24 protein-coding genes and 1 pseudogene are annotated in these 23,456 nt (G+C 72.7%); 16 read left to right on the forward strand and 9 right to left on the reverse strand.

Annotated elements, in window-relative coordinates; translation table 11 throughout:
- Positions 1-3: 3 nt before the first annotated feature.
- From ACH495_RS10635 to ACH495_RS10675, 9 genes and pseudogenes are all read left to right on the forward strand, one after another.
- Entirely contained in the window at positions 4-861 is an 858-nt protein-coding gene (locus ACH495_RS10635) for a fumarylacetoacetate hydrolase family protein (protein WP_396857469.1), read from the forward strand.
- 88 nt (positions 862-949) lie between these two features.
- Entirely contained in the window at positions 950-1,732 is a 783-nt protein-coding gene (locus ACH495_RS10640) for an SDR family NAD(P)-dependent oxidoreductase (protein WP_396857470.1), read from the forward strand.
- An 87-nt stretch (positions 1,733-1,819) separates the two neighbouring features.
- Positions 1,820-2,836, forward strand: a complete 1,017-nt coding sequence (locus ACH495_RS10645) for an aldo/keto reductase (RefSeq protein ID WP_396857471.1) — start codon at positions 1,820-1,822, stop codon at positions 2,834-2,836.
- Positions 2,815-2,940: an LUD domain-containing protein gene (locus tag ACH495_RS10650; protein WP_396857472.1), complete on the forward strand. Its 126-nt coding sequence runs from the start codon at positions 2,815-2,817 to the stop codon at positions 2,938-2,940. Before ACH495_RS10645 ends, ACH495_RS10650 begins: the two co-directional genes overlap by 22 nt.
- A gap of 159 nt (positions 2,941-3,099) precedes the next feature.
- Positions 3,100-3,825: an ATP-binding cassette domain-containing protein gene (locus ACH495_RS10655; protein ID WP_396857473.1), complete on the forward strand. Its 726-nt coding sequence runs from the start codon at positions 3,100-3,102 to the stop codon at positions 3,823-3,825.
- A gap of 18 nt (positions 3,826-3,843) precedes the next feature.
- A pseudogene (locus tag ACH495_RS10660) lies at positions 3,844-5,412 on the forward strand (ABC-F family ATP-binding cassette domain-containing protein); the annotation flags it as partial.
- Positions 5,413-5,692: 280 nt separating this feature from the next.
- Entirely contained in the window at positions 5,693-5,971 is a 279-nt protein-coding gene (locus ACH495_RS10665) for a hypothetical protein (RefSeq protein WP_396857474.1), read from the forward strand.
- Between the two features lie 42 nt (positions 5,972-6,013).
- Positions 6,014-7,129 carry a cellulose binding domain-containing protein gene (locus tag ACH495_RS10670; protein WP_396857475.1) on the forward strand — a complete coding sequence of 372 codons (1,116 nt, stop codon included), beginning with the start codon at positions 6,014-6,016 and terminating at the stop codon, positions 7,127-7,129.
- A gap of 11 nt (positions 7,130-7,140) precedes the next feature.
- Positions 7,141-8,283, forward strand: coding sequence for an arabinogalactan endo-beta-1,4-galactanase (locus ACH495_RS10675; protein ID WP_396857476.1), 1,143 nt, complete (start codon positions 7,141-7,143; stop codon positions 8,281-8,283).
- A gap of 207 nt (positions 8,284-8,490) precedes the next feature.
- Here ACH495_RS10675 and ACH495_RS10680 read toward each other — a convergent pair whose 3' ends face one another.
- Genes ACH495_RS10680 through ACH495_RS10700 form a run of 5 tightly spaced genes read right to left on the reverse strand, consistent with a single transcriptional unit; the run spans position 8,491 to position 12,931 of the window.
- Positions 8,491-9,684 (reverse strand): MFS transporter, encoded by a 1,194-nt coding sequence (locus tag ACH495_RS10680; RefSeq protein ID WP_396857477.1) that lies wholly within the window; start codon positions 9,682-9,684, stop codon positions 8,491-8,493.
- Positions 9,685-9,703: 19 nt separating this feature from the next.
- Complete coding sequence (locus ACH495_RS10685; RefSeq protein ID WP_396857478.1) at positions 9,704-10,186, reverse strand: GNAT family N-acetyltransferase; 483 nt, start codon at positions 10,184-10,186, stop codon at positions 9,704-9,706.
- Entirely contained in the window at positions 10,183-11,373 is a 1,191-nt protein-coding gene (locus tag ACH495_RS10690; protein WP_396857479.1) for an ornithine decarboxylase, read from the reverse strand. Before ACH495_RS10690 ends, ACH495_RS10685 begins: the two co-directional genes overlap by 4 nt.
- Entirely contained in the window at positions 11,367-12,710 is a 1,344-nt protein-coding gene (locus tag ACH495_RS10695; protein ID WP_396857480.1) for a DUF6271 family protein, read from the reverse strand. Before ACH495_RS10695 ends, ACH495_RS10690 begins: the two co-directional genes overlap by 7 nt.
- Before the next feature lie 26 nt (positions 12,711-12,736).
- The gene (locus tag ACH495_RS10700) at positions 12,737-12,931 is read right to left on the reverse strand and encodes a hypothetical protein (RefSeq protein ID WP_396857481.1); all 195 of its coding nucleotides are present in this window, start codon (positions 12,929-12,931) and stop codon (positions 12,737-12,739) included.
- A gap of 1,040 nt (positions 12,932-13,971) precedes the next feature.
- On the opposite strand from ACH495_RS10700, the gene ACH495_RS10705 reads away from it, so the two are divergent.
- From ACH495_RS10705 to ACH495_RS10715, 3 genes are all read left to right on the forward strand, one after another.
- Positions 13,972-14,388: a hypothetical protein gene (locus tag ACH495_RS10705; protein WP_396857482.1), complete on the forward strand. Its 417-nt coding sequence runs from the start codon at positions 13,972-13,974 to the stop codon at positions 14,386-14,388.
- Positions 14,385-14,789 carry a hypothetical protein gene (locus ACH495_RS10710; RefSeq protein WP_396857483.1) on the forward strand — a complete coding sequence of 135 codons (405 nt, stop codon included), beginning with the start codon at positions 14,385-14,387 and terminating at the stop codon, positions 14,787-14,789. The genes ACH495_RS10705 and ACH495_RS10710 overlap by 4 nt, the downstream gene beginning before the upstream one ends.
- Before the next feature lie 86 nt (positions 14,790-14,875).
- Entirely contained in the window at positions 14,876-15,724 is an 849-nt protein-coding gene (locus tag ACH495_RS10715; protein WP_396857484.1) for a uridine kinase, read from the forward strand.
- Between the two features lie 32 nt (positions 15,725-15,756).
- On the opposite strand, the gene ACH495_RS10720 is transcribed toward ACH495_RS10715, so the two are convergent.
- Entirely contained in the window at positions 15,757-16,539 is a 783-nt protein-coding gene (locus ACH495_RS10720) for an SDR family NAD(P)-dependent oxidoreductase (protein ID WP_396857485.1), read from the reverse strand.
- An 85-nt stretch (positions 16,540-16,624) separates the two neighbouring features.
- On the opposite strand from ACH495_RS10720, the gene ACH495_RS10725 reads away from it, so the two are divergent.
- The 4 genes from ACH495_RS10725 to ACH495_RS10740 all read left to right on the forward strand — a co-directional run bounded on the left by ACH495_RS10725 (position 16,625) and on the right by ACH495_RS10740 (position 19,585).
- On the forward strand, positions 16,625-17,503 hold the full coding sequence (locus tag ACH495_RS10725) for a helix-turn-helix transcriptional regulator (RefSeq protein ID WP_396857486.1): 879 nt from the start codon (positions 16,625-16,627) through the stop codon (positions 17,501-17,503).
- A 139-nt stretch (positions 17,504-17,642) separates the two neighbouring features.
- A complete protein-coding gene (locus ACH495_RS10730) occupies positions 17,643-18,863 on the forward strand; it encodes a cytochrome P450 (protein WP_396858032.1) in 1,221 nt (406 codons plus the stop codon).
- On the forward strand, positions 18,860-19,090 hold the full coding sequence (locus ACH495_RS10735; protein WP_396857487.1) for a ferredoxin: 231 nt from the start codon (positions 18,860-18,862) through the stop codon (positions 19,088-19,090). The genes ACH495_RS10730 and ACH495_RS10735 overlap by 4 nt, the downstream gene beginning before the upstream one ends.
- 117 nt (positions 19,091-19,207) lie before the next feature.
- Positions 19,208-19,585, forward strand: coding sequence for a UBP-type zinc finger domain-containing protein (locus ACH495_RS10740; RefSeq protein ID WP_396857488.1), 378 nt, complete (start codon positions 19,208-19,210; stop codon positions 19,583-19,585).
- An 81-nt stretch (positions 19,586-19,666) separates the two neighbouring features.
- On the opposite strand, the gene ACH495_RS10745 is transcribed toward ACH495_RS10740, so the two are convergent.
- The 3 genes from ACH495_RS10745 to ACH495_RS10755 all read right to left on the reverse strand — a co-directional run bounded on the left by ACH495_RS10745 (position 19,667) and on the right by ACH495_RS10755 (position 23,405).
- The gene (locus tag ACH495_RS10745; RefSeq protein ID WP_396857489.1) at positions 19,667-21,214 is read right to left on the reverse strand and encodes a cellulase family glycosylhydrolase; all 1,548 of its coding nucleotides are present in this window, start codon (positions 21,212-21,214) and stop codon (positions 19,667-19,669) included.
- 93 nt (positions 21,215-21,307) lie between these two features.
- The gene (locus ACH495_RS10750; protein ID WP_396857490.1) at positions 21,308-22,150 is read right to left on the reverse strand and encodes a LacI family DNA-binding transcriptional regulator; all 843 of its coding nucleotides are present in this window, start codon (positions 22,148-22,150) and stop codon (positions 21,308-21,310) included.
- A gap of 19 nt (positions 22,151-22,169) precedes the next feature.
- The gene (locus ACH495_RS10755; RefSeq protein WP_396857491.1) at positions 22,170-23,405 is read right to left on the reverse strand and encodes an ROK family protein; all 1,236 of its coding nucleotides are present in this window, start codon (positions 23,403-23,405) and stop codon (positions 22,170-22,172) included.
- Positions 23,406-23,456: the final 51 nt, after the last annotated feature.

Raw genomic sequence — 23,456 nt, forward strand, 5'->3', positions numbered from 1 at the left:
GGAGTGAAGCTGCTTCGAGTGGGGGCAATCGGCCAGGAACGTCCGGCGGCGCTGGACGCACAGGGTCGGCTCGTGGACCTCTCCGGCACGGTGACCGAGATCGACGGACCGTTCCTCGCCGACGGGGGCATCGAGGTGGCGCGCGCCGCAGTCGCGGCCGGCGAGTTGCCCGTGCTCTCCGACGCCACGCTTCGGATCGGCGCTCCGGTGGCCCGCCCCGGCAAGATCGTGTGCGTCGGCCTCAACTACGCCGACCATGCCGCGGAAACCGGTGCCGAGCCGCCGGCCGAGCCGATCCTGTTCCTGAAGGCGCCGAACACCGTGATCGGCCCGGACGACCAGGTGCTGATCCCGCGAGGCAGCGTCAAGACCGACTGGGAGGTCGAACTGGCGGTCGTCATCGGCCGCACCGCCCGCTACGTCGACAGCGACGTCGACGCGCTGGCCTGCGTCGCTGGCTACGCCGTCTCGAACGACCTCTCGGAGCGGGAGTTCCAGCTCGAACGGGGCGGCCAGTGGGACAAGGGCAAGTCGTGCGAGACGTTCAACCCGGTCGGGCCGTGGTTGGTCACCGCCGACGAGATCCCCGACCCGCAGGATCTGGGCCTGCGGCTGAGCGTCAACGGCCATCGTCGCCAGGAGGGCCACACCGGAAACATGTTCTTCGGGGTGGCCCAGGTCGTCCGCTACGTGAGCCGGTTCATGGTGCTCGAGCCGGGCGACGTCATCAACACCGGCACCCCCGCCGGAGTGGCGCTGGGGCTGCCCGAGCCCAAGCCCTACCTGCGCGCCGGCGACGTCATGGAGGTGGAGATCGACGGCCTCGGCGCCCAGCGCCAGACCGTGGGGGCGGCCCCGTGACCGCACGGACCACCGACCTGCGGACCTATGACATCCGGGTCGACCACACCTACCCGGGCGGTTCCGTCCGAGCCGGGAGGGGACGGTCATGACCGGGGAGTTCGCCGGCCTGCGGGCGGTGGTGACCGGCGGCGCCTCCGGCATCGGCCTGGCCACCGCGCGGCTGCTCGCCGGGCGGGGAGCGGCAGTCGCCTGTCTCGACCTGGACCCCACCGGCGTGCCCGCCCCGCTGCACGCCCTGCGCTGCGACGTCACCGACGACGCCTCGGTGACCGAGGCGGTGGCCGCCGCGGCCCATCGACTCGACGGCATCGACATCCTGGTCAACAACGCCGGTGTCGGCGCCCGGGGCACCATCGAGGCGAACCCGGACGACGAGTGGCACCGGGTCTTCGACGTCAACGTCGTCGGCGTCGTCCGGGTCACCCGGGCGGCCCTACCGGAGCTGCGCGCCTCCACCCACGCCGCCGTGGTCAACACCTGTTCGATCGCGGCGACCACCGGCCTGCCCGACCGGGCGCTGTACAGCGCGACCAAGGGCGCCGTGCAGGCCCTGACCCTCGCCATGGCCGCCGACCACGTGGCCGAGGGCATCCGGGTCAACTGCGTCAATCCCGGCACCGCCGACACCCCCTGGGTTCGTCGACTACTCGACACGACTGCCGACCCGGCCGCCGAACTTGCCGCACTGCGGGCCCGGCAACCCATCGGCCGGCTGGTCTCCGCCGACGAGGTGGCCGCCGCCATCGCCTACCTGGCCAGCCCGCTGGCCGCCGCCACCACCGGGACCGTGCTCGCCGTCGACGGCGGCATGCACGGCCTCCGTCTCCGCCCGGCCGCCCCGGCCAGCGACGATCCGTCCGACCCCTGACTCGAGGAGACCCATGACCATCGACACGACCGCACGGGGGTGCTGGGCGCCGACCCGCGGCCCGGCCCAGGGCTGACGGGATGTGACGTGAAGACCAACCAGTTGGGCCGCTCGGCGGTCCGGGTCACCGCGGTCGGGTTCGGCGCGGCGGGGATCGGCAACCTGTACCGGACCGTCGAGGACGAGGTGGCCCACCGTGCCGTCGACGCCGCGTGGCGGGCCGGCATCCGATACTTCGACACCGCCCCGCACTACGGCCTCGGGCTGTCGGAGCGCCGGCTCGGCGCGGTACTGGCCGACCGTCCCCGCGCCGAGTTCACGGTCTCCACGAAGGTGGGTCGCCTCCTGGTCCCGTCTCCGCACACCGCTGACCAGCGCGACGACGCGGGCGGATTCGACGTGCCCGCCGACCACGTGCGCCGGTGGGACTTCAGCGCCGACGGGGTCCACCGGTCGCTGGAGTCGAGCCTCACCCGGCTCGGGCTGGACCGGGTGGACGTGGTGCTGATCCACGACCCGGACGACCACTGGCGGCAGGCGGTCGACGAGGCGTACCCGGCCCTGCACGAACTGCGCGACCAGGGCGTGGTCGGGGCGATCGGGGTCGGCATGAACCAGTGGCAGATGCTGGAACGGTTCGTCGTCGACACCGACATCGACACCGTCATGCTCGCCGGCCGCTACACCCTGCTCGACCAGTCGGCCGGGCGGACCCTGCTGCCCCGCTGCCAGGAGCGCGGGGTGGGGGTGCTCGCCGCCGGCGTGTTCAACAGCGGGGTGTTGGCCACCGAGACGCCCGGCCGGAACTACGACTACGGCCCGATTCCGGACGCCCTGTACGCCAGGGCGGTGCGGATCGCCCAGGTGTGCCGAGCACACGACGTCACCCTGCCGCAGGCGGCGATGGCCTTCGTCGCGCGGCATCCCGCCGTCGCGACCCTGGTGCTCGGCGCCAAGACGTCGGCCCAGGTGGAGCGGAACAGGGACCTCGTCACCGCACCGGTGCCCGACCCGCTCTGGGCCGACCTCGCCGCCGAGGGGCTGATCGACCCGTCGGCACCGTTCCCGAGGCCGTCGCCCGGTTGGACGGCACGCGGCCGCTGACGTGGATCAGCGGCCCCTCCGCCACGAGTGACATCGAACTGGACCGGGTCGAGGGCGAGCACGGACCCAGGAATCTCGTCGTCCTCGTCGTCGGCTGGTGCTAGCGGAACGAGCATTTCGGTTGCCGGGTCGTCCGCCCCGGGGGAGGATGACCGGGTGATCTACTGACACGCACCCGGTCCGCTGTCGTGGCCCACCACGCTCTCGTGGTGGTCGAGCCCCGGCGGGCAGCCGATTCGGCGAATGGTGTCCGCGTGTCCAACGTGTCTGTTCTGCAGGCCCGTGCCCTCGTGCAGGAGTACGGCGAGCAGCGGCTGGCCGAGCTGCCGGGCGCCGTCGTGGCGGCTTCGCACGACCGGGCGTTCCTCGACCGGGTCTGCACCGACATCGTCGACCTCGATCCGTCCCGGGGCGGCGTCACCCGCCACGGCGGCGCCTGTTCCGACTACCTGAGGGTCACACGCGCCGGGCGGGCGCGGTGGGAGCAGCAGTTCGCCGCCGAGCAGAAGGAGATCGAGGAACTACCGTTGGCCGTGGTCACCACGGCGCGGGACGTCAACCACGCCCGGTCGATCACCGACCACAACAAGATCGGGTACGACCGGCACGGCGGTCGGGTCCAGAAGCAGGTCTCCCGGCGGGTGCGCAACGCCCGGCAGCGCCTGGACGAGCTCACTGCCAACCGGGTCGAACAGCCACCGGAGCAGCTCAGCCTCACCGCCGCGGTGACCGGCGCCGGCCCGCGCGAGGGCAGTGTGTCGCTGCGCGGGATACGGGTCGACGGCCGCCTGGAGATCGACGACCTCACCGTCGCGACCGGGGAACGGTTGCTGGTCACCGGACCCAACGGGGCCGGCAAGTCCACGCTGCTGCGGGTGCTGGCCGGTGACCTGGCACCGGATGCCGGCACGGCGTACCGGTCGGCGGGTCTGCGGGTTGGCTGCGCCGGACCCGAACTGGCCCTGCTCGACGGCCGGGTCCGGGCCTGAGCACGGGAAGGGAGTCCCATGTCGACCCAACTCACCCTGCACGCGGTGAGCAAGGCGTACGCCCACGGCCCGGTCCTCGACGCGGTGTCCGGCACGGTCCGCGACGGCGAACGGGCCGCCGTGGTCGGCGAGAACGGCGCCGGCAAGTCCACCCTGCTGCGGCTGCTGGCCGGGCAGGAACCGCCGGACGAGGGCGAGGTCGTGGTCACCGCGGACGGCGGGATCGGCTATCTCGGTCAGGTCCTCGACCTGCCGGGCACGGCCACGGTCGGCGACGCGGTCGACGCGGCGCTGGCGGACCTGCGCGACCTCCAGCGGCGGATCGCCGAGGCGGAGCGGGCGCTGGGCGCCGGCGACGCCGAGTCGCTCGACGCGTACGGGGAGCTGCTCACCGCTTTCGAGCTACGCGGCGGCTACCAGGCCGACGCGCGGGTGCGGGCGGCGATGTCCGCGCTCGGGATCGGCGAGCTGGCACCGGACGCCGCGCTCGGCACGCTCTCCGGCGGACAACGGGCGCGGCTCGCGCTGGCCGGGGTGTTCTCGGCCGAACCGGAGCTGCTGCTGCTCGACGAGCCCACCAACCACCTCGACGAGACGGCGCTGGGCTGGCTGGAGGCCCGGCTGCGCCGGCACCGGGGCACGCTCGTGGTGGTGACCCACGACCGGCCGCTGTTGCAGCGGGTGGCCACCACGATCCTGGAGGTGGACGGTGACCGGGCGACGGTGGTGCGCTACGGCAACGGCTACGCCGGCTACCTCGCCGAGAAGGAGGCGGCGCGGCGGCGGTGGGAACAGGCGTACGCCGAGTGGGCCGCCGAGGTCGCGCACTGGACCGGGTGGGGCGCGACCACGGCGTACCGGGTGGCGCCGGGCCGGGCGATCAGGGACCACAACAAGTGCAAGTACCACGGCGACGGCCGCCGGGTGCAGGCATCGATCACCACCCGGGTACGCAGCGCGGCCGAACGGCTGGACCGGCTGCGCGCCCATCCGGTGCCCCGCCCGCCGGACCCGCTGCGCCTCCACGCGCCACTGGACGCGGCGGTCCGGGAGGGGACCGTTCTCGAGGCGTACGGCGTCCGGGTCGCCGGCCGGCTGTGGATGCCGGAGCTGACCGTCGCGGCGGGGCAGCGGCTCCTGGTCACCGGGCCGAACGGGGCCGGAAAGTCGACGTTGCTCGACGTGCTGGCCGGGGTGCTGACGCCGGACGAGGGCACGGTGAGGCGCCGGGGGATCCTCGGCTACCTTCCGCAGGAGACCGAGGTCGACGATCCGGCGCGCAGCCTGCTGTCCGGGTTCGCGGCCGGCCGTGCCGGCATCCGGGAGGAGCACGCCGAGCGGCTGGAGTCGCTGGGGCTGTTCCGCAGCGCGGACTTCGACAAGCCGGTCGGCGCGCTCTCCGTCGGGCAGCGCCGCCGGCTGGCGCTGGCCCGGCTGCTGGCCGGCGAGGCCGACGTGCTGTTGCTCGACGAGCCCACCAATCACCTGTCGTTGGTGTTGGTGGAGCAGGTGGAGCGGGCGCTGGCCGATTACCCGGGCGCCGTGGTGGTGGTCTCGCACGATCGGATGTTCCGGGAACGCTGGACATGTCGACTCCCGGGAGAACTCCGCGAGCCCGACCACGGAGGTGAACGGGTGGTCCGGGACGAAAGGCCCGGGTGGTCCGGGTCGCTCGCCACCGGCGCCGGCACCGGTACGGCGACGACGATCGAGGTGCGGCCGGAAGACGCGACCCGGCACTGACGATCGGAGTGATCCGGATGACCGCCGCGACCGCGACGAGCATCCCGTCGGCCTCCGCCCGCGACCGGGGAGCGGGACGGCCGGCGGCCCAGCGGTGCAGTGCCGACGCACCAACGCGATCCTGATGCCGCACGTCATCCGCTACCACGGCACGACGCCGGCCAAGCTGACGGGGTGGCCCAAGTACGAGGAGCGGCTGCGCGACGCCGTCGGCATCGAGCCGTCCTTGCCGGCCGTCGGCGTCGACGAGGCGACCTTCCTCGCGGCGCTGCCACAACAGGCTCTCCACGCCTACGAGGACCAGTGCGCGCCGGCCAACCCGCGGATGCCGATGCTCGACGACATGCAGGACTTGATGCGGGCCGCGTACCACGGCAAGGGATCGTCGCCGACCGAGGCGTGAGACATGTTGGCGATCATCGATATGAGGCGGCATCGTCGAGGTATGACAGGCGTCCCCTCGTCCTCGCCGTCCCGCCGTCTGCGGCCGGCGCTCTCGGCCGTCGTCGTGCTGTCGACGGCGGTGCTCGGAACCGCTGTGGTCGCCGCGCCGCCGGCCGGCGCCGGCACCGCGGAGCCGACGCCGACCACGACGCCCAGCGTGCCGAGCACCACGCCCCTCCCGCCGAGCGCGCCGACGAACCTGACCGCCAGCGAGGTACGCAGCCGGTCGGTCACCCTCACCTGGACGGCCGCCACGCCCGGCTGCTGCGCCGTCGCCGGCTACGACATCACGTACTACCAGCCGTTCGACGACGTGCTCTACAGCGCCAGCGTCGGGACCGTCACCACCACCACGATCACCAGCTACGTCCAGCCCGGCCGGCAGTACTCGTTCCGGATCTCGGCCCGGGACGTCGTCGGACACCGCTCCGCCGCGAGCGCCACGGTGACCGTGGTCACCCCGGTGACGGACACCGGCCCGGACACCACCCCGCCGAGCGCCCCGCGGAACCTGACCGTCGGTGAGGTGACCGCGTCGACCGCCACGCTGTCCTGGTCGCCGTCGACCGACGACGTCGGCGTGTCCGGCTACCACGTCTACCGGTTCGACGGCTGGTTCAGCTCGACGCTGGTCGCCACCGTGCCGGGTACGACGTACACGGCGTCGCTGCCCCCGTCGACGCCACTGCGCAACCTGTACTACGTCCGGGCCCGGGACGCGGTGGGCAACGTGTCGATCGCGTCCAACACGGTCACCCTGCCCACGACGGACACCCCGCCCACCCCGCCGCCCTCGAACTGCCGGGTGACCTACCGGAACCAGTCCGAGTGGCAGGGCGGGTTCGTGGCCACGGTGACGGTCCAGAACGTCGGGGCGACGCCGATCGACGGTTGGACCGTCACCTTCGGCTTCCCCGGCGACCAGCAGGTCACCTCCGGGTGGAACGCCACGGTCGGGCAGACCGGCGCCACCGTGACCGCCGGCAACGTCGACTGGAACCGCGTCCTCGCGCCGAACGACTCCGCCAGCTTCGGCCTCCAGGGGCGGTGGAACGCCAGTGACGCGCCGCCGACCGGCTTCTCCCTGAACGGCGCTCCCTGCGCCGTCGGCTCGTGAGAGGCGGTCCCGTGCGCACCCGTCCCGCCGTACGCCACGGCCGCCGCGCCCGGGCGCTGGTCGCCGCCGTCGCGGCCGGCGTCCTCGCCGTCTCCGCCACGCTCGGCGGCGTATCCGCGCCCGCCGCCGCGGCGAACACCCTCACCATGCGGGGCGCCGACGTCTCCTCGTTGCAGCGCAGCCTGGATCTGGGCGCGAGATACTACGACGCCGGCGGCGTCGCCCGCGACCCACTGGACATCCTGAGGTCCGCCGGTGTCAACTACGTCCGGCTGCGCGTCTGGAACAACCCGGCCAGCGGCTACAACAACAAGAGCCGGGTGCTGGCCCAGGCGAGCGTCGCCCGGGCGAAGGGCCTGAAGGTGCTCATCGACTTCCACTACTCCGACACCTGGGCCGACCCCGGCAAGCAGTACAAGCCGGCCGCCTGGGTCGGCCACAGCCTGAGCCAACTCGGCACCGACGTGTACGCCTTCACCTACGACGTCTGCGCCAGCCTCCGCGGGCAGGGCACCCCACCGGACAGCGTGCAGATCGGCAACGAGATCAACGTCGGCATGCTGTGGAACGAGGGCAAGGTCGTCAACAACGACTTCGGCCCGCTGGCCAGCCTGCTCAAGCAGGGCTACAACGCGACCAAGGCGTGCGGCAGCGGCATCCCGGTGATGATCCACACCGCCGACGCCGACAGCAACGCCAACGCCCGCTGGTTCTACGACGGCATCCGCGCCCAGGGCGTGCAGTGGGACGTCACGGCCCTGTCGTACTACTGCATGTGGCACGGCAGCCTGTCGAACCTCTACCAGAACATCGTCGACCTGCGCGGTCGCTACGGCAAACCGGTGGTGATCGTGGAGACCGCGTACCCCTTCACCCGGAACGACGCGGACAGCGAGCCGAACGCCATCGGCGACGCGACCTGTGACGGCATCGGCGCGACCTGGTCCGGGCAGGCCCAGGAGTTCGACTGGGTGCAGAACACGGCCCGCAACGCGGGCGCCATCGGCGTCTTCTACTGGGAACCGACCTGGTACGCCGTCCGCGGCAACGGCTGGGATCCGGCCGACATCAACGGCACCGGCAACCAGTGGGACAACATGGCCGTCTTCGACTGGTCGGGTCGGGTGAACCCGGGCGTGCGCTGGACGCCCTGACCCCGTCGCCGCGACCACCTGGATTGCCCGCTCGGCACAGAACGTCGTCACGAGTTGATCGTCGTCCGGCGGGATCGGGGTCCACCACCACGCGTACGGGCAGCGGCCGGCACGCGGCGAGCAGCGCCGGAGTGCGGTCGCTTCGGTGGGGTTGGTGCATCACCACCAGTGGTCCCGGTCGAATGGACGGTTCGCCCGGGCCGCGGCTCAGCCACCCACCGGCTGGGCCGCTGCGCGGGCCGGCTCGGCCGGCGTCCGGTCCGGCCAGCGGGCGAGACCGACGCAGACCGCGATGAGCAGCATGGCTGCCACGACGACTGCCATGCCCCAGCCGAGGCTGGTGGCGTGGGCCACGAAGCCGATCACGGGCGGCCCGGCCAGCAGGCCGATGGTCCCGAACGACGCCACCAGCGAGAGGGTCTCCGACCCCACCCGGGCGGCCGTCACGTAGATGCAGGGGGTGACCGCGGCCATCCCGACGCCCACCAGCGCGAAGCCGATCAGGGCCGGGCCGAGACTGCCGACGAGCAGCGCCCCGGCGAGCCCCGCGGCGGCGGTGACCGTGCCGGCCAGCACCACCCGCCGGTCGCCCCACCGGCCGCGGAGGTGGTCGACGAAGAGCCGGGTGACCAGCATCGTGCCGGAGAAGACCGCGATGCCCAGCGGCGTGAACTCCGGGGGAGCACCGGTCTCGTCCCGCAGGTAGAGCGCCGTCCAGTCGTTCATGGCCCCCTCGGTGAGCTCCGCGAAGACCATCGCGAGGGTGAGCAGCACGGTGACCGCGGCGGGGACGCGCCAGGACCGCCGCCGTCCGGCGGCGGCCGGTGGGGTGCCGTCCTCGGTGAGCGTCCCTGTCAGCGACGCGGCGAGCAGCAGCGCGAGGATCACCCCGCCGATGGCGAAGTGGACGCGCAGCGAGCCGCCGGCCGCCGTCACCCCGGAGTTCAGCAGCGCGCCGCAGAGGATGCCGGCACTGAAGACCGCGTGCAACCGGGCCATGGTGGTGCGCCGGTGCTCGGCCTCGAGCCGGGCGCCCTGCGCGTTCATCGCGACATTGAGGCAGGCGATGGCGACGCCGTCGACGGCGAGCACGAGCAACGCCACCGGGTAGGTGCGCGCCGTCGCCAGCGCGGCCAGCACGGCCAGCAGGACGAGCGCCGACACGCCGGCCAGCCGGCGTGAGCCCCACCGTCTCATGAGCCGTGCCACCAGCGGGAACGACAGGGCGGCGCCGATACCGGGGGCGAGCAGCAGCAGGCCGAGCTCGCCCTCGTCGAGACCGAGCCGGCTCTGCAACGCGGGCACCTGCGAGACCCAGGTGCCGTACTGGAGGCCGAGGAAGCAGAACAGCGCGGCGATTGCCAGCTGCGAACGCAGGAACGACGGAGAGGGACGGGGCATACGGCTTCATCGCCTTCACTCAGAGCGGCCGGGACATGTACGCCGCCCCCGGGCCGTAGCCGGCCGGGAGCGTGATCTCGGGGTGTCGGCGGAAGCCCCGCGCCGTCCAGAAGCCGGCGCTGTCGCCCACGGCGACGAGCGACACCGTCCGGTACGCCTGTCGGCGTGCCTCGGTCGACAGGTGGGTCAGGAGCCGCCCGCCGAGGCCCCGCCGGCGGTAGCCGGGTGCGACGACGAGGTCGTGCAGGTGCAGGTTGGGTGAGCGGAAGGGGGTGGTCTCGACGCGGTCCAGGTCCGGGACGCGGAACCGGGGATAGGGCAGGGCGAGCACGTAACCAGCGACCGTCGACCCGTCCGCGAGCACGAACGAGGTGCTCCGGCCGAGCCGGCTCGCGAGCGCCTCCGGCCGCTCCGACAGGCCGCTCTCCGCGTACGCCTGCGCCTCGAGCGCCACGACGTGTGGCCAGTTCTCGTCCGTGACGGGTTGCGGTACGACACTCATCGGTTGCCCGCACCGCCCGTCAACGCGCCCTGCACGGCGTGGTGGGGCAGTGGCGGGAAGCCGTTGAATCCGCTGGTCAGATAGCTGACCGAGTAGGCCCCGGCGGCCAGGATCCACACCGGGTCGCCGGACTCGACGGTGGCGGGCACCGGTACCGGATGCTCGGCCGCGAACGCGTCGTCGCTGTCGCAGGTGGGGCCGGCGACCACGGCGGGCACCGTCGGGCCGTCCGGACGGGTCGGGAAGACCAGCGGGTACTGCAGCTTGTCCATCTCGTACAGGCCGGTGAACTTGCCGCAGCTGAGGTACAGCCAGTGCTGGCGGTGCCCGTCGTGCCGCCGGCGTTCGGTGAGGCGGACGACCCGGGCCCGGATCGCGCCGTGGTCGGCGACGAGGTGCCGGCCCGGTTCCAGGACGAAGCGGAGCGGGCGGGCACTCGTCCGGCTCAGTCGGCGCATGCCGTCGCGGATCTCCGCGAAGATGCGGTCCAGGTCCGGCCGGAGCGGTTGGCCCTGCCGGTCGTGGTAGCCGAGGGCGGGCAGGCCACCACCGAGATTGACCTGGTCGATGTGGACACCGCGCTGTCGCAGCGCGGTGATCGCTTCGGTGAGCACGGTGATGGCGGAGCGCCAGGCACCCGGGTCCATCTGCTGCGATCCCACGTGCAGGGACAACCCGCCCGGGACGAGTCCGTGGGCGCGGGCGGTCTCCAGCACGGTCACCGCGTCCGGCACGCCGCAGCCGCTCTTCCTGCTCAGCGGCCAGAGCGCACCCGTACCGGCGGTGCTGAGCCGGCAGAAGACCCGCGATCCGGGGGCGTGCGCCGCGACGGCCCGGACGTCCGGGACGCTGTCGGTGGCGAAGTCGCGTACGCCCAGGCGTCGGGCGGCGGCGATGTCCTGGTCCGACTTGACGGTGTTGCCGTAGTGCACGCGGTGGGCGGATCGACCGGTCCGCAGCGCCTGCTCGATCTCGCGCGGGCTGGCCGCGTCGAATCCCGCGCCACCGCCGGCGAGCACGGCCAGGACCTCGTCGACCGGGCACGCCTTCACGGCGAAGCGCACCTCGACGCCCGGCAGTTCGCGGTGCAGTCGGGCCAGCGCCTCGTCGATACCGGTGAGATCGAAGACGATCATGTCGTCCTCGGCGGCGGCCAGCGCGGCTCGCAGTCCGGCGGCCATCACCATGGGCCGGCCGCCGCACCGGGTCGACGCAGCGGCGCGGTGTCCTTGGCCGCGGCCACCAGCGGCGCCCACGCGTCGATCAGCAGGGCGAAGTGCCGCATGTCCCGGGCGGCCTCGGCCAGGAGCTGCTCGCGGCGTGCCGCGAGGTGCCCGGCGAAGACCGCGTACCGGCCACCCAGCGTCCGGTATGCCCGTTCGAGCTGGTCGAGCCGCCGGATGTTCGGCGTCGGGTCGAGGTCGGCGCTGTCGCGGACGATCGCGGCGACGCGCTCGGCACGGAGCCGGTGGTCGGGGTCGAGCAGCGCGCCCCCCTCCTCCCGCAGCCGCTGGTAGATCACGTGGAGGTAGCGCATCGAGAGGAAGAACTTCGCCAGCCGCAGGTGGTACGGATGGAACGCCGCCTCCGTCCTGCGCTCGGGCGTGTGCCGGTTGACGACGTGCCGGTTGTGCAGCACCCCGGGGAGACCGCTGTCCGGGACCAGGTGGATCAGGAAGTAGTCGCTGCCGATGGTCTCCGCCATCGGTGGCAACGGGACCTCCTCGTGGACCCGGTGGTAGCTGATGTTGCCCATGTCGACCCGCATCGGGTCGACGAGGCAGAGCGTCGACCGGTCCTCGACGAACGACTCACCGGCGGCGCCGACGAACGATTCCGCGACCAGTTCGCGTTTGTCCTCCTCGGAGGTTCCCTCGGCGGCCCAGAGGCTGACGATGTCGTGGTAGACCTCGGGGTTCATCAGCTTGATCTCCCCGATGTCGACCGACATCTCGCCGAGATAGGACGCGCCGACGGTCACCACCGGCTTGTCCCGGTCGGCCGGATCGAGATCCACCGCGCTGACGTGCGCCGCGACCTCAGCGGCCGGCCGGCCCAGCGCCGGCACCTCGTGGTGCACCGGGAACAGTGGGCCCCCGCCGTGGGTCTGGAACTCGATGTCCGAGTCGCGCCGGTGCACCGAGTCGCAGCCCAGCGCGGCCGCGATCAGGAAGGCCCGGTTGGTGCACGCACCGTAGGAGACCGCCGCCGGCAGCATGAGCTCCATGATCAGCTCGGGTTGCGGGTGCCGGGCGCGGGCGATGACCTCGGTCAGGAAACCGCGCTGCGTCTCCTCGTCGAGGTGCAGCACGGTCAGTGCCGCCCGGACGCCGATGGCGCGGACGGCCACGGCGTGCCGGTCGAAGGTGGCCGCATCGGTGGAGTCGAGGATCAGGTAGACCACGTCGACGCCGAAGTGGTCGATCGCGTGGGCCGCCTCCGCCGCGAGGGCGGTGATGGTGGCGGCGCACTCGCGGTGGGTGGGCAGGGCCAGGCAGATCCGGTGTACGCCGGACGCGGTCATCACGCCTCGTTTCTGCGGTTCGGGCGTCATCGGGGAAGCACCCAGATCGGGTTGGCGTAGAACCAGGGGTCGGTCCACGGGTCCTGATCGCCGTCCACGTCCACTGCCGGCCCGTACGGATCGACGTCCGCGCCCAGCGCGCCGGGCTGCGTCCGATTGCCGTCGGTGCCGCGCAGGCGCAGGTAGTGCGGCTCGTCGACCGGTCCCAGCGGGAAGCACACGGAGAGTTCGCGCGTGGTCGCCGGCAACCTAGAGGGGCGCGTCGATCGACTCGACCAGGCTACCGTGATCGACCCAGAGGCGCCTGGCGCGCGTGCGTCCGTGACGGCGCGGCACCCGAGCGTCGTTGCGCCGACATGAGCCCGCGAGTAGATGCTGGCCCAGAAGTCGCCGGCCGGGCCGCGCCTTCGCGGTGGCCTTCATGGGGATGAGTCTGCCGCTCGAAGGTTCTGTATCGGGACCCGCACCACTTGTTCGCCGGCTCCGGGAAGGCTGTCGATCGATCGTGGTCGCATCGCACCCCCCGGGCTAATTGCAGCTTGCAATGTTGTCCACGGAGTGATGCTACCCACTGGCCGAAAAGCGGCGCAAGGGCTGTTCGAGCGGCGGATGGCATCGAAGCTGGTCAGCAGCGAAGCGATGGTGGGCCGCCAGCCCACCTCGATGAACGGGGTGCCTGAATTCGACTCTCACCTGCGATGTCGTGTGTCGGGACCGCACCTGGTAACGTGCTTCTCGTCGCCAATGTCGGAAATGGTTCCGTGGCTCGTGTCCGGGACTCGGTCGACCGGCCCGCTCGGTCGGTTCACCCGCTGCTGCGCGCCAGCTCGGAGGTGCGCCGGCGTCGGCAACCCCTCTATCGCGTTGAAGGTGGCCGCGAGGCATCGGTTTTCCCGACGCATTGACGGCCGACGAACATTCGGCCGGAAGTATTTCTGCCCGACCGTAATCGGGCCCGGTTCCGGCAGATGGTAATGGCATCGATTGGCCGCCATGACTTCTCTGTCTATTGATACGAAGGAGTAATCGTGACCCTGGGTCGCCGACGTTTCTGGCGCAGTCCGGCATCGTCGGTGCGGGGTTGGTGTCGTCGGCGCGCGATCGGGTCCTCTCGACCGAGGGTGGCGGACGACCCGGTGGCGCCGTCCCGCGCAGCTTCGACGGCATGGATGGCCGCCTTCCCCGGCCCGGGCCGCGGGGTGCGCCTCGTGCGCAACCCACGAGTTCCGCCTGGTCCCCTTCCGTTCCGACGCCGACCGCCGTGCACGAGGACACCCGCACGATCGGGTACGCCGAGGCCCGGCCGGTCGCCCCGGACGGTGTCGTCACGATCGAGATCCGGATCGACGGACGAGGCGGGCTCGCCCACCCGTCCGCCGTGGTCGCCGAGGTCGTCAGGGGACTAAGCGTCGAGTACGACGGGCAGTGCCGCAGGCGCGACGAGGTGATCGAACGTGCGGCGGCCTCCTGGCTCCTGGGCCGCGAGCCGCACTCCGACGTCGGCGTGGTTCCGGGGATGGTGAGCGAGGATCCCGAGATCAACGCCGAGGCGGTAGCCCTGTGGCAGGGGTTGCGTGACCTGCCCGACGGTGAGGCGCTGGCCCGGGTCACGGCGGTCCGCACCGCGCTGCGCGCCTGCCAGGACCCCACTGGAATGCTGTCCGAGAGTGCCAGGTGACCTGGACGCTGCTGCACCTGCGCTCGCGACGCGTACCCCTGGCCCTGGTCGTGGCCCTCGGGAGCGGGGCGGCGGTCTGGACGCTGTGGCTGGTCTTCTCCGACGAGCGGAACGCCTCCCCCCTGGTGGTCGTCATGACCGTCACGCTGATGGTCGCGGTGCTCGCGCCCACCCTCGCCGGGCCCGACGAGAGCCTGGACCGGACCGCCTCGATGCGCTGGCCCCGGCGGCGCGCGAGGCACCTGCTCGCCGGCCTGGCGGTCGTCCTGCTGGCCCTGCTCGCCACCCGGCACACCGGAGCCCGGTTCGGATCCGCCGCGCTGGTGACCGCGACGCTCACCCTCGGCGGGCTGGTCGCCTATTCGCTCGTCGGCCCGGCTCGCCGCGGGCCGCTCGGGTAGCCGGACGCGTAGGGCTGCGTCGCACCCCGTCCCGTGGTCGACTTGGCTCGTTCCTGATCGGGTGCGTCCACGTCGGAGGGGTTCGCATGTTCGACAACGTTCTCGGCCTGGACTCGGAGCGGGCCGCGCGGCTCAGCGCCCTGGTCGAGACCTGCCGGTCGCTGCTGGACGGCGGCGACGGCATGGCTGCCGTCCAGCAGCTCCTGCACGACCGGGACGTCGGCGTCCTCGACGCGATCCTCGTCACCCGGGAACTGCTGGGTGCCGGGCCGGGCACGCTCGGGCAGGCCAAGGCGGTCGTACTCACCAGCCCTGGCCGCGACGACGCCCGTTGGGGGCACCAGCAGCTCGTGGACATCGTCGAACGCGCCCAGGACATCGCCGAGGCCGTGCGCCGGGTCGCCCGCGCCGGCACGACGACAGTCGTCGCCGTCGACGGCCCGGGCGGCTCGGGCAAGACGACGCTGGCCGAGACCGTCGCCGACCTGCTCGACGGGTCGACGATCGTCCACGGGGACGACTTCTACCGCCCCATGCCGGAGCACGAACGCGCGCGACTCGACCCGGAGCAGGGCTACCACCGGTACTTCGACTGGCAGCGCCTTCGGGACCAGGTGCTGGCGCCGTTGCGCGCCGGTCGGACGGCGCGCTACCAGAGCTACGACTGGGCCACCGGACAGCTCGCCTCGTGGCACGAGATCGACCCCGGGGGCCCGGTGATCGTGGAGGGGGTCTACTCCGCCCGCCCCGAGCTGACCCCTTATTACCACCTGACCGTCCATGTCGATACGCCACGCGAGATCTGCCTGCGACGCCTGCGGGCCCGAGGCGAGAACAGCGAGGAATGGATCGGGCGGTGGCGCGCCGCCGAGGACTTCTACCTCCGCACGACCTGGCCCCAGACCCGGGCCCACCTCCTCGTTCGCGGCCACTGAGCGGGTCCGGACGGGCGCGCTCCGGTCCGGGGTCAGGCGCCCGCGCCGCCGTCCACCGGGACGATGGCGCCGGTCACCATGGAGGCACGGTCGCTGAGCAGCCAGGCGGCGGCCTCGGCGACTTCGCGAGGCTCGGCCATCCGACCGAGCGGAATGCGGGCGTTGATCCTCTCGATCACCCCGGGGGAGGCCGCCTCCCAGGCGTCGATCATCTCGGTCGCGGTGCCGCCCGGGGTGATGCCGTTCACGCGAATGCCCTGGCCGGCCCAGGTGACGGCGGCGGTCTCGGTGATGCTGTTGAGCGCCCGCTTCATCGCCCCGTACGCGGGCAGCTCCGGATTCGCGCGGCGGCTGCCGATGCTGGACGTGTTGACGATCGCGCCGCCGCCGGTGCGCCGCATCAGGGCGGCCTCGGCGGTCATCGCCGTCCAGTGCGCGCGGAAGTTCACGGTGAACTGCCGCTCCACGTCCTCGTCGCTTGTCGTGTCGAGTGGCCCCGGCTGCTGTAGCGCCGCGCCGTTGTTGAACGCGCCGTCCAGCCGACCGTGCAGCTGTGCGACGCGGTCGACGGCGGCGTGGACGCTGGCACGATCGGCGAGGTCCAGGACGACCGTGTCGGCGACACCGCCCGCGGCGTGGATCTGTGCGGCAATCCGGTGCAGGGCGTCGGCGCTGCGGGCGGCGAGCACGACCGAGGCGCCCTCGCGCGCGAACAGGTGGGCGGCGGCCGCGCCGATGCCGCGGCTCGCGCCGGTGATGAGCACGACCTTGCCGGTGAGCAGGCCGATCGGGGTGGTGCCGACGTCGTTGGTCATGCGCCAAGCGTCGTGGCGCTCGGCACGGGTATGGAGGCACAGCCGGTACCAGGCTCCGCGGTCCCGCGGGGGGCAGACTCCAGGGATGGACAAGCACGAGCTCGGGGCGTTCCTGCGCAGTCGCCGTGAGCGGCTGCGGCCGGAGGCCGTCGGCCTTGTCGCGGGCCCGCGCCGCCGCACGCCGGGGCTTCGCCGGGAGGAGGTTGCGGTGCTCGCGCACATCTCCACCGAGTACTACGTACGACTCGAGCAGGGCCGGGCGCCACGGCCCTCGGGTGAGGTCCTCGCCGCGATCGTGGGTGCGCTGCGGCTGACCGATGCGGAGTCCGACCACCTGCACGTCCTCGCCGGCACCGCGCCGAGTCGCACCGGGCTGCATCGGCGGGACGTGCGTCCGAGCATCCTCGCGCTGCTGGACCGGCTGCCGGGCACGGCCGCGTTCGTGACGTCGGCGACGATCGAGGTGCTCGCGTGGAACGACCTCGCGGCCGCGCTCATGGAGGACTTCGGCCGGCTCGCCCCGCGGGAGCGCAACCTCGCGCGCCGGGTGTTCCTTCCCACGACGCCCGCCGACCGGCCGTTGTACGGCATCTCCGACGCCGCCGGGTTCCGCCGGCACGCCGTCACGCGCCTGCGGGCCACCCATGCGCGGTACCCGCGCGACCCCGCGGTGCTCGGGCTGGTGGCCGAGCTGCGGGAGGGCAGCCCCGACTTCGCCCGCCGGTGGGATCGGCACGATGTGCGGGCCACCTCGATGCTCACGAAGACGTTCCACCACCGGGCGGTCGGTGAGATCACCGTCGACTGCGACTCGTTCGCGCTCACCGACCGCGACCAGCATCTCGTGCTCTACACCGCCCCGGCCGGTTCGGCGGACGCCGACCGGCTGGCCCTGCTCGCCGTGCTCGGTCCCGCCCCCGTCCCGGCGCGAAGTCCACTCCGACCCGGTCGACCCGCGGGATGACGTCGACCGGCCGCTCGCGATGCGACTCGACGGCCCGGGCGGCGTCGCAGCGGCCGGGGGATTGTGTCGACCTTCGCCGATCGGTAACGTAGCGCACCGATGTGACTACTCGCTGCTGTCGTCGGAGGTGGTCCACGTGATGGGTGCCGTAGAGGCGGAACTGCCGCTCTGGCCGCCGGTCAACCCCGCCCGCGGTCCGTTCGCCCCGCTCGACGAGGTCGAACGCCAGCGCTACGCCGGCCCGGTGCGACGGGTGCGCCTCCCCACCGGGGCCTCGGCCTGGCTGGTCACCCGGCATGCCGACGTCCGCCACCTGCTGCGCCACCCGGCCTTCAGCTCCGACCTGTACCGCCCCGGCTTTCCGTTGCTGCGCCCGCTGCCGCCGCGAGCGGCCGAGGACGGCAAGGGCGCGTTCCTCCAGATGGACGGCGCCGAGCACGTCCGGCTGCGGAGGATGCTCACCGCCGAGTTCATGATCAAGAATGTCCGTCGGATCGAGCCGTTGATCCACCGCACCGTCGAGGAGTCGCTCGACGTCCTGGCCGCCGCCGGGCCCCCGGCCGATCTGGTGTCGACCTTCGCCCTGCCGCTGCCGTCCATGGTGATCTGCCACCTGCTCGGCGTCCCCTACGCCGACCACGACTTCTTCCAGAGCCGCAGCCGCACGCTGCTCGACCGCGAGATGCCGCCGGAGCGGATCCAGCGCGACGTCGGGGAGCTGCGGGACTACCTCCGGGCGCTGATCGACGCCAAGCGGGCCCGGCCCGAGGGCACGGACGATCTGCTCGGTCGGTTGATCCGGGAGCGGGTCGAGCCGGGCGAACTGGACGTGGCCGAGCTGGTGGGGATGGCGCTGCTGCTGCTCATCGCCGGCCACGAGACCACCGCCAACATGATCGGGCTGAGCGTCCTGCTGCTGACCGCGGACTCCGGACGGTACGCGATCCTGCGGGACGAGCCCGACCGGGCGGCGCCCCTGGTGGAGGAGTTGTTGCGCTACCTGAGCATCGTGCGGACCGGGCTGTTCCGGTTGGCCACCGAGGACGTCGAGATCGGCGGCCGGCTGATCCGGGCCGGTGAGGGTGTGATCGTCCTGATCTCCCTGGCCAACCGGGATGCCACGGTCTTCGACGACCCGGACCGGTTCGACCCGTACCGGCAGGCGCACCAGCAGGTGGCGTTCGGGTTCGGCGTGCACCAGTGCATCGGGCAGCCGCTCGCCCGGGCCGAGCTGCGGATCGCGTTGGTGGCGCTGGCCCGCCGCTTTCCCGACCTGCGGGTGACGGCCGCGCCCGGGGAGCTGGGCACCCGGGACAACTCGATCGTCTTCGGTCTCGACGCCCTTCCGGTGACCTGGTGACCGCCGGCGACCGCCGCGTCGGCGGGGAGCGGACGGTGCGGGTGGAGGTGGACCGGGACGCCTGTTGCGGCGCGGGGAACTGTGTCCTCACCGCGCCGGAGGTCTTCACCCAGGACGACGCCGACGGGCTGGTGCTGCTGCTGGCCGACGCGCCGCCGGCGGCGAGCGGCGAGCGGGTGCGCCGCGCCGCCGACCTCTGCCCGGCCGGGGCCATCCACGTGACCTGAGGACCCCGCGCCGGCGCGCGGCGGGCCGTTCCGGAATGCCACACTGTGAGGCTGGAGCCCCTGGCCGGGTACCCGGTGGATCGCTCCGTCCACCGCATGTGTCGGAAGGAATGCCTCATGGACGACCAGCCCGGGCCGGAGTCGCCGGCCGAGATCGCGGCGATCAACCCCACCCTGCCCCCGAGCGGAGCGGGCTGCGTCGAGTGCGAGTCCACCGGCGGGTGGTGGTTCCACCTGCGCCGCTGCGCGGCCTGCGGCCACGTCGGCTGCTGCGACTCGTCGCCCGGCCAGCACGCGACCGCGCACGCGGCCACGACGGGCCACCCGATCGTGCAGAGCTTCGAGCCCGGCGAGTCGTGGTTCTGGGACTATTCCCGCGACCAGTTCCACGCCGACGGGCCGGAACTCGCCGAGCCGCACGCGCACCCGCTCGACCAGCCCGCTCCGGGCCCCGAGGGCCGGGTGCCGAGCGACTGGAAGACGCGACTGCACTGACCGTGTGGGTGCGGCGTCGACCGCCGCACCCACACCCGCCCGCTGGTCACCCACCGTGGGCTTCCGGGCGGCGTCGAGGTCCTACGGAGTCACGGTGAGCAGGTGGGCGCGGTAACCCTCGCCGTAGGTGCGGGTCGGGGTGCCGGTGTAGTCCTCGATGAGCACGTTGCCGCCGGTGCACCCCCAGGGGTTCCAGGTCCAGGCCGTGTAGCCCAGCCGGTTGCGGTCCAGCCAGGTCATCAGCCGGTCGATGTAGTCGTGGGCGCAGGTGTCCTGGCCGATCTCGCCGGCGTGCACCGGCACCTGCGCTGCCACCGGGGCGATCTGGGTGTCCCAGCAGGTCTCGGTGACACAGGCGTTGAAGTTGTACGAGTGCCACGAGGCGACGATGTTGTTGCGCGGGTCGGTCGGCTTGTAGGTCAGCCACTGGGTCAGGTCGTTGGTCCAGGTCAGGCCGGGAACGAGCAGCACGTTGGTGGCGCCGGTGGCGCGGACCGCGTCGACCAGGTTCTGCATGCCGGCCACCTGGTAGGTGATGCCGGTGCAGGTGCCGCCGTCGCGTAGGCACTTCCAGGCGGCCGTCATGTCCGACCAGTTGTTGGCGGCGTCCGGGTAGGGCTCGTTGAACAGGTCGAACAGCACCGCGTCGTTGCCCTTGAACGCGTTGGCCACCCCGGTCCAGAACTGCGGCGTGTACTGGCGGCTGGGCATCGGCTTCTGACAGGTGGCGTTCACGTCGGAGCAGGCCGAGATGTTGCCGGTGTACTGGCCGTGGGTCCAGTGCAGGTCGAGGATCGGGTTGATCCCGTTGGCGACCAGCAGGTTCGCGTAGTCCTTGACGGCCTGCTGGTAGGCGGCGCCGCTGGGGGATCCGGAGAGGCCCAGCCAGCAGTCCTCGTTGAGCGGGATCCGCACCGCGCGGATGTGCCACGTCTTCATCGCGTCGACGGAGGCCTGGTCGACCGGTCCGCTGTCCCACATGCCCTTGCCCTGCACGCAGGCGAACTCCCCGCTGGCCCGGTTGACGCCGAGCAGGCGGTAGGTCGCCCCGCTCCCCGTCACCAGCTTGTTGCCGGAGACCCGGAGGCTCGGCGCGGCGCCGCCCGGCGGCGGGGTGGTCGGCGGTGCGGTGGTCGGCGGCGGCGTGGTCGGCGGCGGCGTGGTGGTGGGTGGCGTGGTGGGCGGGCCGGTGGGCGTCGTCGGGGACGGGGTGGCCGCGCCGGTGCAGACCGTGCCGTTGAGCGCGAACGAGGTGGGCACCGGGTTGACGCCGCTCCACGAGCCGTTGAAGCCGATCGTGGTGGACCCGCCGGTGCCCAGCGAGCCGTTCCAGCTCAGGCTGGCCGCCGACACCCGCGCGCCGGACTGCGACCAGGTGGCGCTCCAGCCCTGGCTGACCCGTTGGTTGGCGTCGGGGAAGTCGAACGTCAGCGTCCAGTTCGTGAGCGCGGAGCCGAGATTGGTGACGGCGATGGCGCCGCTGAACCCACCGGTCCACTGGCTCTGCACGGTGTAGGTGACCGCGCATCCGGTGGTCGCGGCCGAAGCGGGAAGCGTGGCGGCGGTCAGGCTGGCGGCCACCAGTGTGCCGGCTGCCGCCGACGCCAGCAGGGCATGACGACGTGTCATGGATGCTCTCCTAGGTGATAGCGGGGAGCGTCGATGGGAGCGCGTCTCGGAGCTTTGTTTATTAGCCTCACTAAGTCAAGCTGATCGATGTGATCAACCTGGTGCGGCGGTGGTCTCCCGTACCACCACGGTCTCGGTCGCGCACCACCGTTCCGACACCGCCTCGCCGTTGATCAGTCGCAGCACGGACTCGCCGACCGACGCGCCGAACGTGTGCACGTCGAGGCTCATCGTGGTGAGCGCCGGCGAGGCCAGCCGGCAGAGGCTGGAGTCGTCCCAGGCGATGAGGCTGACGTCACCGGGAATCCGGCGGCCCGACTCCTTGGCCGCGTGCAGGCCCGCGACCGCCATGAGGTCGTTGTCGTAGATGATCGCGGTGGGCGGCTCGGGCCCGGCCAGCAGCCGGGCGGTCAGCCCGGCTCCGGACTCCTCCGAGTAGTCACCCTCGACGACGACGGCGTCCACGCCGGCGTCCGCCGCGACCGCCAGCATGGCGGCCGTACGGGTCCGGGTGTGCAGGAGCGTGTCCGGGCCGCTGATCCGGGCTATCCGGCGATGTCCGAGTTCGATCAGATGCGCCAGCGCCGCCCGCATCGATCCGACGTCGTCCCGGCGGACCGCCGGGGTGTCGGGCGTCGGCTCACCCGCCACCACGACGGGCAGGCCGAGCTGCCGCAGGACCGCCGGCCGGGAGTCGTCGACCGACGGGTTCACCAGTACGACCGCGTCGACCAGCCGGTGCCGTGCCCAGCGGCGGTACGCGTCGACCTCCGCGGCATGGTGGGCGACGACGTGCAGCAGCACCGATCGCCCGTGCTCGGCCAGCCGCTCCTCGATGCCCGCGATGAACTCCATGAAGAACGGCTCCGCGCCGAGCAGGCGGGGCGGTCGGGCGAGCACCAGCCCCACCGCGGTCGTCCGCCACGCGTCGTCCATTCCGCACGCCCCCGGTTCGTCAGCTGGCCGATTCGGTGAGCCGTACCCGCTCGTCCACCCGCTCGGGCGGGCGTGGACCGTGACTCGGCGGGACGAGCTCGGATTCGAGGATCAGGGCGGCGGCGCCGATGGCCGACGCCGTGGCGGCGGACCGGGAGAGCCGTACGTCGACGGTGTGCGTGCCACGGGAGAAGGACGCGCGGAGTTCGTGCCGGACGATGGGCAGATAGACCGATCCGGCGGCGGCCAGGCTCGGCCCGGTCAGCACGAGCACCTCCAGGTCCATGAGGTTCGCCAGCGTCCGGGCGGCCACCCCGACGTGCCGGGCCGAGCGCTCCAGCAACGCCAGCGCGGGCGGCTCGCCCCGGCGCGCGGCGCGGCTGATCGCGGCGAAGTCGGCGACCACCGAGGGCCGCCGGGCGCCGCCGCCGAGGCCCGCCGCCCGGGCGGTGGCGCGGTCGGACCGCGCGGCGGCGACCACCGCGGCCGGCCCGGCCAGCGCCTCCAGGCACCCCCGGGCGCCGCACCAGCACCGGGGGCCGTCGGCGGCCACGCAGACGTGCCCCAACTCGCCGACGTTGCCGCTCGGCCCCCGGTAGGTGACGCCGTCGATGACCAGGCCGGCGCCGATCCCGGTGCCCATGTAGAGGGCGGCGGCCGAGGTCGCGGCGCCGAATCCGCCCGTCCAGTGCTCGCCCAGTGCCGCCGCGGTCGAGTCGTTGTCCAGCACCACCGGTAGCGCCGTCACCTGTTCCAGCGCCGCGCCCAGCGGAAAACCGGCCCACCGTGGCAGGGCCGGGGCGAGGTCCACGTCCGGGGGGCCGGCGATCCCTCGGGTGGCGCCGACCGGGCCCGGGAACACCAGGCCGACGCCGAGCACCCGGGCCCGCTCCACGCCGACACCATCGATCAGCGCGGCGATCTCGGCGGCGATCCGGGCCACGACGACAGTCGGTTCCTCGGCGCCGGCGCCGGGGCGGGAGAGCCGGGCCACCACCGATCCGCCGAGGTTGGTCAGGGCGTACGTGACGACGCCGTGGTCCAGGTGCACGCCGACGGCGTAGCGGGACGTGTGGTCGAGCTGGAGCAGCACCCGCCGCTTGCCTCCGGTCGACTTCGCGTGACCGGTCTCGACCACCAGGCCCTCGTTGATGAGCTTGCGGACCAGGGTGGAGATCGTCGGCGCGGTGAACCCGGTGGCCTTGATCAGGCCGACCCGGCTGATCGTGCCGGCCGCCCGGATCGCGTCGACCACGACTGACCTGCTGCTCGCATGCGGCTTGCTCGCTGTTGGTCCGCTCACTGC

It is taken from the genome of Micromonospora sp. NPDC018662 (assembly GCF_044391475.1).
Classification (GTDB): Bacteria; Actinomycetota; Actinomycetes; order Mycobacteriales; family Micromonosporaceae; genus Micromonospora.

What these genes read in the sequence shown, in the direction of transcription:
- ACH495_RS10695 (WP_396857480.1), bottom strand. Translation starts at nt 12,710, where the DNA reads ATGACCGCGTCCGGCGTACACCGGATCTGCCTGGCCCTGCCCACCCAC.
- ACH495_RS10715 (WP_396857484.1), top strand. Translation starts at nt 14,876, where the DNA reads ATGTTCGACAACGTTCTCGGCCTGGACTCGGAGCGGGCCGCGCGGCTC.
- ACH495_RS10745 (WP_396857489.1), bottom strand. Translation starts at nt 21,214, where the DNA reads ATGACACGTCGTCATGCCCTGCTGGCGTCGGCGGCAGCCGGCACACTG.
- ACH495_RS10730 (WP_396858032.1), top strand. Translation starts at nt 17,643, where the DNA reads ATGGGTGCCGTAGAGGCGGAACTGCCGCTCTGGCCGCCGGTCAACCCC.
- ACH495_RS10720 (WP_396857485.1), bottom strand. Translation starts at nt 16,539, where the DNA reads ATGACCAACGACGTCGGCACCACCCCGATCGGCCTGCTCACCGGCAAG.
- ACH495_RS10640 (WP_396857470.1), top strand. Translation starts at nt 950, where the DNA reads ATGACCGGGGAGTTCGCCGGCCTGCGGGCGGTGGTGACCGGCGGCGCC.
- ACH495_RS10750 (WP_396857490.1), bottom strand. Translation starts at nt 22,150, where the DNA reads ATGGACGACGCGTGGCGGACGACCGCGGTGGGGCTGGTGCTCGCCCGA.
- ACH495_RS10680 (WP_396857477.1), bottom strand. Translation starts at nt 9,684, where the DNA reads ATGCCCCGTCCCTCTCCGTCGTTCCTGCGTTCGCAGCTGGCAATCGCC.
- ACH495_RS10665 (WP_396857474.1), top strand. Translation starts at nt 5,693, where the DNA reads ATGCCGCACGTCATCCGCTACCACGGCACGACGCCGGCCAAGCTGACG.
- ACH495_RS10670 (WP_396857475.1), top strand. Translation starts at nt 6,014, where the DNA reads ATGACAGGCGTCCCCTCGTCCTCGCCGTCCCGCCGTCTGCGGCCGGCG.
- ACH495_RS10740 (WP_396857488.1), top strand. Translation starts at nt 19,208, where the DNA reads ATGGACGACCAGCCCGGGCCGGAGTCGCCGGCCGAGATCGCGGCGATC.
- ACH495_RS10685 (WP_396857478.1), bottom strand. Translation starts at nt 10,186, where the DNA reads ATGAGTGTCGTACCGCAACCCGTCACGGACGAGAACTGGCCACACGTC.
- ACH495_RS10725 (WP_396857486.1), top strand. Translation starts at nt 16,625, where the DNA reads ATGGACAAGCACGAGCTCGGGGCGTTCCTGCGCAGTCGCCGTGAGCGG.
- ACH495_RS10690 (WP_396857479.1), bottom strand. Translation starts at nt 11,373, where the DNA reads ATGGTGATGGCCGCCGGACTGCGAGCCGCGCTGGCCGCCGCCGAGGAC.